Here is a 7642-nt window from a genome sequence, read left to right on the forward strand (position 1 = left end):
AGCCTTTCCGCATTTCCCATAGGAGTCGAGCATCCTTCCGTTCCAATTAACTTATTCTTCAATAAAAGTATTCATAAAAAACAATTTAAAAATCCTTTAATTAGAACTAATTAATCAGTTTGAACGACAAATTCAAAAAAAGCATCGTCTTTTAAGATTTGAATTCATTTTTCTAAATTAGAGTTTGAAGTTATAAATATAGCTTAAAGTATATTAACATTTATATTCATTAATAGAACATCAAAAAATACTAACTTTTTCATCAATAATGTTCAATAAATGATCTTTTTCATATTGACAGTTAACTATTTCAACAATCTGATAATCCGATTATGGACTTGTCTACAGACTGAAAGAAGAGTATAAATACTCTTCTTCTTTATTTATAAGATTTTGTGTTCATCATTTTACTTACTTTTTTCCACTTTTCACGTTCAAGTCTAGCAAGTGATGCGTCTTGTTTACGCTCAGCGTATGCTAATTCTTTCATAAGTTTACGATAGCTTGTAAGTCTTTGTTGGTCTAATTCACCATTTTCGATTGCTTGGTTAACCGCGCAACCCGGTTCTTTCTCGTGTGTACAGTCTGAGAATTTACATGATTTAGCGAGATCTTCTACGTCTGTGAAAGTTGAGCTAATATGTTCCTCTCCACCCCATAATTGTAACTCGCGCATTCCTGGTGTATCAATTACCATTCCACCTGTTGGAAGGAAAAATAATTCACGGTGTGTGGTAGTATGTTTACCTCGATCATCACCTTCTCGAACTTCTTGTGTTACTTGTTTTGATTCGCCGATCAATGCATTTAATAATGTAGATTTACCAACGCCTGAGGATCCTAGTAATGAAACTGTTTTCCCCTCAGAAATAAGCGTTTTTAAATCTTCTATTCCTTCACCATTTGTACTATTTACAGAAAAAACTGGAACACCGAATGCAATCTCTTCCACTTCTGCCATTTTATCTTGAAGGTCCGAACATAAATCTTTTTTCGTTAAAACGATAATCGGATTCGCTCCACTATCATAAGCAACTAATAAATAACGTTCTAATCTTCTAACATTAAAATCATTATTTAATGCCATTACTAAAAAAACGTAATCGATATTAGCTGCTACAATTTGTTCTTCAGTTTTATCGCCTGCTGATTGTCTAGAAAATTGACTAACTCTCGGCAGTACTTTTTGGATAATTCCTTTATTTTCATTATTAATTGGTTCAATTACAACCCAATCACCAACTGATGGATAATCACTTTTTACTTTCGCTTGGAATTGAAATTTACCAGAAACTTCTCCAGTAATTTCCTTTTCTCCATCATGTAACTTATAAATTTGTCTTTGCTCAGATATTACCCTTGCAACAACTGTATTTTGATCCTTTTCGCCGAACGCTTCTTTCCAACCTAATTTTTCTAAATTCATTTTGTCCTCCTGGATTATAAGGACAATAATGAAGCTTTTACTCCACTTCTTGTCCCCTCTTATTTACCTTCTTATGAATGAAATTAATTAACTTTCCCATTATTCATCACTCCGTTTCCTATAAATTACTTTTAGTATATCCAATATTTAGAAAATCGTCCATACGAATTGATTGAATATTAGAAATGAGCAAAACATTCTGTTTCTATTTCGACATTTTTTGACAATTTCCACTTTTTTGTTTAATTAAACTTCTTTAATGTTAACAAACAAAATAAAAATAACCCTTGAAATATTTCAAAAATTTATTATTATTTAAATATAGGTCTTTATGTTTAGGCCGAAATAAACTAGGTCATTGGACAAAGTCTCAAAATACTCTTTTTAATAAGAAAAGTCAGTATTGCAAGATTTGTCTGACAATATAAAAAACTTTACAGAAATATGCTATTATGTGTTATACTAAAATAGTAATATAGATCCATTGATTTCAAAAATCTAATACTAGATTTAGTAATAATGGTACTGTTGAAAAAAAGTTAGAAATTTTTTTAACTTAAATTGTCGAAATTTGTAGAATTCGAAATTAATTTTTTACACTGAATTGACAGAATAGTATATGAATTTACGACAATAAATATTCATACAGAAAATTACACAGAATAGCAATAAAGAGGGAGGAATTTGAATGAGCGTAGCAACACAGAACGTATCATCGAATGAGCAAAATCAGAAATCGAAACACCCACCTGGCCTTTACTTACTATTTGCAACAGAGGCTTGGGAGCGCTTTAGTTATTATGGTATGCGTGCATTATTAGTTCTTTATTTAACAACATCTGTAGTTCAAGGTGGACTTGGATTTAAAGATGCTTGGGCACTACAACTTTACGGATTATTTACTGGTTTAGTATATTTCACTCCAATCATTGGTGGTTGGATTACAGATAATTTCCTTGCTAAGCGTACTGCCATTACTCTTGGTGGTGTAATCATGGCTGCGGGTAATATCGCATTATTCGGTATTCATTCTTCAACAGGATTATATCTTGGATTAATTTTAATGATTATTGGAAACGGATTCTTCAAGCCAAATATTTCAACAATTGTTGGTGAGCTTTATGAAGGAGATGACCCACGTCGTGATGGTGCATTCACAATCTTCTACATGGGTATTAACTTAGGTGCATTCTTTGCTCCACTTGTAACTGGTTATTTAGCACAAAATTTATTCATGTCTAAAAATGCTGCTGGTGATGATTTATTCGGTTACCGTTATGGTTTCTTAGCAGCTGCAATCGGTATGATTATTGGTCAAATTATTTTCAATCTATTAGCTTCAAAATATCTTGGTGATTTAGGTACTAAACCTAATGCTAAAGTTGTTAAAGAGGGTAACAGCGCTTCAGTTAAGGATATTCCTCTTACAAAAAAAGAAAAACAACGTACTACAGTTATCTTTATCTTAGCAGCATTCGTAGTATTTTTCTGGGCTGGTTTTGAACAAGCTGGTTCATCATTAACACTTTATACTCAACGTTTCTTAGATCTTAAAGTTGGTAGCTTCAATGTACCATCTGCTTGGTTCCAATCTGTTAACCCATTATTCATTATGCTTTTCGCTCCAGTTCTTTCTGCGGTCTGGATTAAATTAGCAAGAAATGGTAAAGACATTAGCGTTCCTGCGAAAATGGCAATGGGTCTTATCTTATTAGGTTTAGGTTTCGCATTCACAATTATGGCAGTTATGAAAACAGGTTCAGATCCAAATCATATCACTGTAAAAGCAAATATGATGTTCATGGTTATGACTTATTTCTTCCACACAATTGCTGAATTAGTACTTTCACCAGTTGGTTTATCAGCTGTTTCTCGTTATGCACCAGTTAAACTTGCTTCATTATTAATGGGTGTATGGTTATCATCAAGTTTCATCGCAAACTTAGTTGGTGGTCAATTAGCAGCATTCACAACTACTCTTGGTATGTTAGAAGTATTCTTAGTAGTAGGTGGAGCAGCAATCGTTGCAGGTTTAATCTTACTTGCACTTTCACCAAAACTTGCAAAAATGTTAGACTAATTAATAAAGTAAAAAGCACTCGAATGTTTCGAGTGCTTTTTTTATTGCCAATTTTAAACTAGCCAATCGGCTAGTTATTTTCTTTATTTTCCTGTGCTACCAAAACCACTTGTACGCTCTTCACCAGCAAAATCATCATCAGCTAATAAAAATTTTTGGAAGACAGCTTGTCCAATTCTCTCGCCTTTTTGAATAATGACTGGCTCTTTTGAAACATTTATTAATTGCATCATTATATGCCCATCATTTGAAGGATTACTATAATAATCTGAATCAATTACTCCTACTCCATTTCCTTTCATTAATCCTTTTTTTAATGGAGTTGATGAACGTACATATAATGCTAAAAATTCATCTGGTTGCATATATGCTTTGATTCCAGTTGCAACAAGTTTTATTTCATTTGGATTAATAATAGTTTCCTCTATACATTCGATATCATATCCAGCCGCATGTGTAGTCGCCCTTCTTGGTAGATTTACACCACTATTTTCGAATCCTTTAGCTACTTCAAAACCTCTAATTTTTTCCAAAACTCTCACCCTTTACCATTTAATCCATACATAGTTTATCACACTTATTCGGTTAAATCATTTTCCAATCTTATAACCCTCGAAATATCTTCCTCCATATGATGCTATAATCCTCTCAACTAGTAATATTACTTTCTCTTTTTCATTTGTTTTATAGAAAATATCAAATGCATCAAAAATTTCAAAAGTTAGTTGTTCATCAAATTGCTTTAATTCTCTATAAATCCATTTAGATGAACCAATCCATTTTTTATTTGTCCTTAGAATAAATTCATGTAATCTCTCAAGTAATGTACTTGAAATACAGATTAACTCCATTCGATTTTCTGAACCAATAAAATCAGTGAGAGTATCAGAAAGGAAATATAGACTACTTTTAAGGTTTTTATCATCCCAACTTTCAGGTCCATTTAATAAAATTTGCTTAGCCTCTCCAATAATGCGATCCAGTTCAGGATGCTTTTTAATAACGATGCCTTCAGCAATCATTCTGATTAAAGTCGGTCTTGACCGTTTAAAGTCATTTTCAAAGTATGATTTGTATGATTCAATATCATAAACGAATACTTCAATCATCCAATCAAATTTAATCAGTGATTCTCTATAACAATGAGGTGTGCTTTCAATTACAATAATATCTAAATCAGATGTTTCATTTTGCTCTCCTCTTGCAACACTTCCGCTTAATATAGAACCTAAACAATTTGGAAAGTGGATTTTTATAAATCTCGTTGCTGCTTCAATTGGTTCTAACCTCATTCATTTCACCTCTATTAACTTATTTGCTTGTATGATTACTTTACTGACCAATAAAAATAGAATGTGTAAATTTTACCTACACATTCTATTTCGAATAAATTTACTAAACTCTAAATTACTTGTTGTCAATTTTATAATAATCTTGTGTATTGTATTGTTTGAAACCACAGTTTAAATACAATTTTTTTGCATTACTATTTTCTAAAGCTACTTCTAAATGTATTTCATTTCCTATTTGATTTTCTTTTTGTATGATTTGTAGTAATGCGTTTCTGCCATAACCTTTTCCTTGAAACTGTGGTAGGATCGCGAAACCATATATCCAACTTTCATTATTTTCACGTTGAACACTCATTTTACCAATTTTTTCATTGTTTACTTCTATTATATAAAGTAAACGATCTGGCTCATTTAAAATACGATTGTTGTATTTTTCAGCATCTGTTTTATCAAAACCAAAACATACAACGTCTAAGTTAGCGATAAATGAAAAATCGATAATTTTTGCTTTTGTAAAACGAACAATCTCTTCTACTGGTTTTACCTCATTGTTTTTCCAAGCCATCTGATATTCAGAAAACGAGTAGGAATAATTTTGGGATTTAACAAATTCTTTAGCTGAGCTTGATGCTTCAGGTGCATTTAATAAAATCTTACTTCCCTTTGGAATGATCTCCAATGCTTCTTTTAATAAATTTGAAAAAATCCCTTTCCGTCTAAAGTTTGGATGAACCATCCCGCAAATCTCAACCTTTTCACCAAAAGAATATGTTGCTAAAAACCCAACTAAATGACCATCTTCATAGTGAAAGAAATCTTCTTTCTCATTTTCTGACCGATTTCTTAACATTTCCCAATTTAATTTCAATGTTATTCCATCATATTTTTCACAAATATCTTGTAATTTTTGAATTTGATTTAAATCGATTGTCTTATTCAACTATATCACCTTCTAAATTTATTTATTTCATTCATAATTACTTCTAGTGCATTACCTTGATTCGATTTTTTCATTGACTCAATAAATCTAGCTCGATTAGCTTGAAGATCTTCAATTGTATTTTGTAGTGTTTTTGCGGTCAGGTCTTCTTCCTCTAACATTAGTGCGAATCCTTTTTCCTTAAAAGATGTTCCATTTAATATTTGGTCGCCTCTACTTTGATTTTTCGTTAATGGAATAATCACCATTGGCTTATTTAACGCCAAAAATTCGAATATTGCATTTGAGCCACCTCTTGTAATGATCAATTGAGTTGCAGCCAATAGATCGGCCAATTCATCATGTACATATTCAAACTGCTTATAACGACTGTAATTTTGCAATTTATCGTCAATATTCCCTTTCCCACACATATGTACAATTTGAAATTTCTTTGTTAATTCATCTAATGATTCTCGAACTGTTTCATTTATTTTCTTTGCCCCTAAACTGCCACCCATAATTGTTAAAATTGGATCATACCGATTAAATTTTAAATACGCTAATCCCTTTTCAACTGAACCATTTAGTAGTTCCTTTCGAATTGGAGACCCAATCACCTTTGTTTTGCTTTTTGGAAAATAATTTTTTGCTTCTTCAAACGATGTGAAAATCTTTGTTGCAAATCTTTGAGATATTTTATTTGCTAATCCAGGCGTCATATCACTTTCATGGATTAAAATTGGTATTTTCAATGAACTTGCAGCTATTATTACTGGAACAGAAACAAATCCACCTTTTGAAAAAATTAAATTAGGTTTTAGTTTTTTTAAAACTTTTCTTGCGTCAAAACAACCTTTTGCTACTCGAAATAGATCTACAATATTTTCAAAATCTAGATAACGTCTTAATTTACCACTCGCGATCCCGTAATATGGAATATGTATCTTCTCAATCAATTCCTTTTCGATTCCTTTTTTAGATCCGATATAGTTTATTTCCCAATCACTTTTGTGCAATTCATTTATGATTGCTATATTCGGTGTTACGTGGCCAGCAGAACCCCCACCAGTAAATACAATTGAATTTTTAGACATAATAACTCCCATCTATAAAGTACGGTCCTTTATCCTACCTAACTTAAACAAATACTTTTAATCCCTTTTACCACTTGTTAGACAGACCTCTAAAGCACCTTAAATTCTCGACCATACTTCGGCGTATTTTATTAACTTCTTTCCAATGTCCACGTTTCAATATTCTTTACAACAAATGCAACAATTCAAATACTTATTTCATTTTTTTAATAGAAAAACCCAAACAAACCAATCATTCCAACTACCTTTGATTCAATAAAAAATGTAAATAATGTGAATCATTCTCTATTCTTCTATATCGGTTCAACATTTCCTCTTTAGTAGTTGGATAACTTAATTGCACCATTAGCTTGCTAAAATCATTCATATCTTTTTCAACGAATTTCCAATCTAAATACCACTACTATTTTTATGTACTTTCTTCTTGGAAAAATGCTTATAAAAATAGCTAAATCGTACATTGTTAAATTCACCAATATAGAGTGTAATTCCTCTATGCAAATAAAAATGCATTACTTCGATAAAAAGAAGTAATGCATTTTCACGCTGTTGAAAAATAATCTTGTTAAGTTATGACTAAATTTTTAAAGGAAGTTGAGTGATGTTCATTTCCACTACAGTATGCATGCTTAAGAGCAAGAACAAGGAAATGCAGGATCAAAGGGAAAGGGAAAGTGAAAGGAATAGATATCAAAAGACTTTAGAGTATTCCTATTTATAATATATTTCCTATCTGCTTTTCCTGTTCTTCCTGCTTCTCCTGCTTTTAACAAACCTGCATTTTATTTGTCAGATCGCGGGTCGACTTCAAACCATTCTGACATTGAT

Annotated in this window: 6 protein-coding genes; 1 reads left to right on the forward strand and 5 read right to left on the reverse strand. The window is 31.5% G+C overall.

Going from position 1 to position 7642, the window contains the following annotated elements; all coding sequences use genetic code 11:
* Window positions 1-379: 379 nt before the first annotated feature.
* Window positions 380-1426 (reverse strand): ribosome small subunit-dependent GTPase A, encoded by a 1047-nt coding sequence (gene rsgA / locus B7R67_RS21485; protein ID WP_088073036.1) that lies wholly within the window; start codon window positions 1424-1426, stop codon window positions 380-382.
* A gap of 688 nt (window positions 1427-2114) precedes the next feature.
* Here rsgA and B7R67_RS21490 point away from each other — a divergent pair.
* Window positions 2115-3506 (forward strand): peptide MFS transporter, encoded by a 1392-nt coding sequence (locus B7R67_RS21490; RefSeq protein ID WP_088073037.1) that lies wholly within the window; start codon window positions 2115-2117, stop codon window positions 3504-3506.
* Between the two features lie 83 nt (window positions 3507-3589).
* On the opposite strand, the gene B7R67_RS21495 is transcribed toward B7R67_RS21490, so the two are convergent.
* The 4 genes from B7R67_RS21495 to B7R67_RS21510 all read right to left on the reverse strand — a co-directional run bounded on the left by B7R67_RS21495 (window position 3590) and on the right by B7R67_RS21510 (window position 6814).
* Window positions 3590-4039, reverse strand: coding sequence for a dCTP deaminase domain-containing protein (locus B7R67_RS21495; protein ID WP_088073038.1), 450 nt, complete (start codon window positions 4037-4039; stop codon window positions 3590-3592).
* 57 nt (window positions 4040-4096) lie between these two features.
* Window positions 4097-4798, reverse strand: coding sequence for a nucleotidyltransferase domain-containing protein (locus B7R67_RS21500; protein ID WP_088073039.1), 702 nt, complete (start codon window positions 4796-4798; stop codon window positions 4097-4099).
* A gap of 115 nt (window positions 4799-4913) precedes the next feature.
* Complete coding sequence (locus tag B7R67_RS21505; protein WP_088073040.1) at window positions 4914-5738, reverse strand: GNAT family N-acetyltransferase; 825 nt, start codon at window positions 5736-5738, stop codon at window positions 4914-4916.
* A gap of 5 nt (window positions 5739-5743) precedes the next feature.
* Window positions 5744-6814 carry an undecaprenyldiphospho-muramoylpentapeptide beta-N-acetylglucosaminyltransferase gene (locus B7R67_RS21510; RefSeq protein ID WP_088073041.1) on the reverse strand — a complete coding sequence of 357 codons (1071 nt, stop codon included), beginning with the start codon at window positions 6812-6814 and terminating at the stop codon, window positions 5744-5746.
* Window positions 6815-7642: the final 828 nt, after the last annotated feature.

This window comes from Gottfriedia luciferensis, from assembly GCF_002156865.1.
GTDB classification, from domain to species: Bacteria; Bacillota; Bacilli; order Bacillales; family Bacillaceae_G; genus Gottfriedia; species Gottfriedia luciferensis.

Coding starts and splice junctions, on each gene's coding strand:
- B7R67_RS21500 (WP_088073039.1), bottom strand. CDS start 4,798: ATGAGGTTAGAACCAATTGAAGCAGCAACGAGATTTATAAAAATCCAC.
- B7R67_RS21510 (WP_088073041.1), bottom strand. CDS start 6,814: ATGTCTAAAAATTCAATTGTATTTACTGGTGGGGGTTCTGCTGGCCAC.
- rsgA (WP_088073036.1), bottom strand. CDS start 1,426: ATGAATTTAGAAAAATTAGGTTGGAAAGAAGCGTTCGGCGAAAAGGAT.
- B7R67_RS21490 (WP_088073037.1), top strand. CDS start 2,115: ATGAGCGTAGCAACACAGAACGTATCATCGAATGAGCAAAATCAGAAA.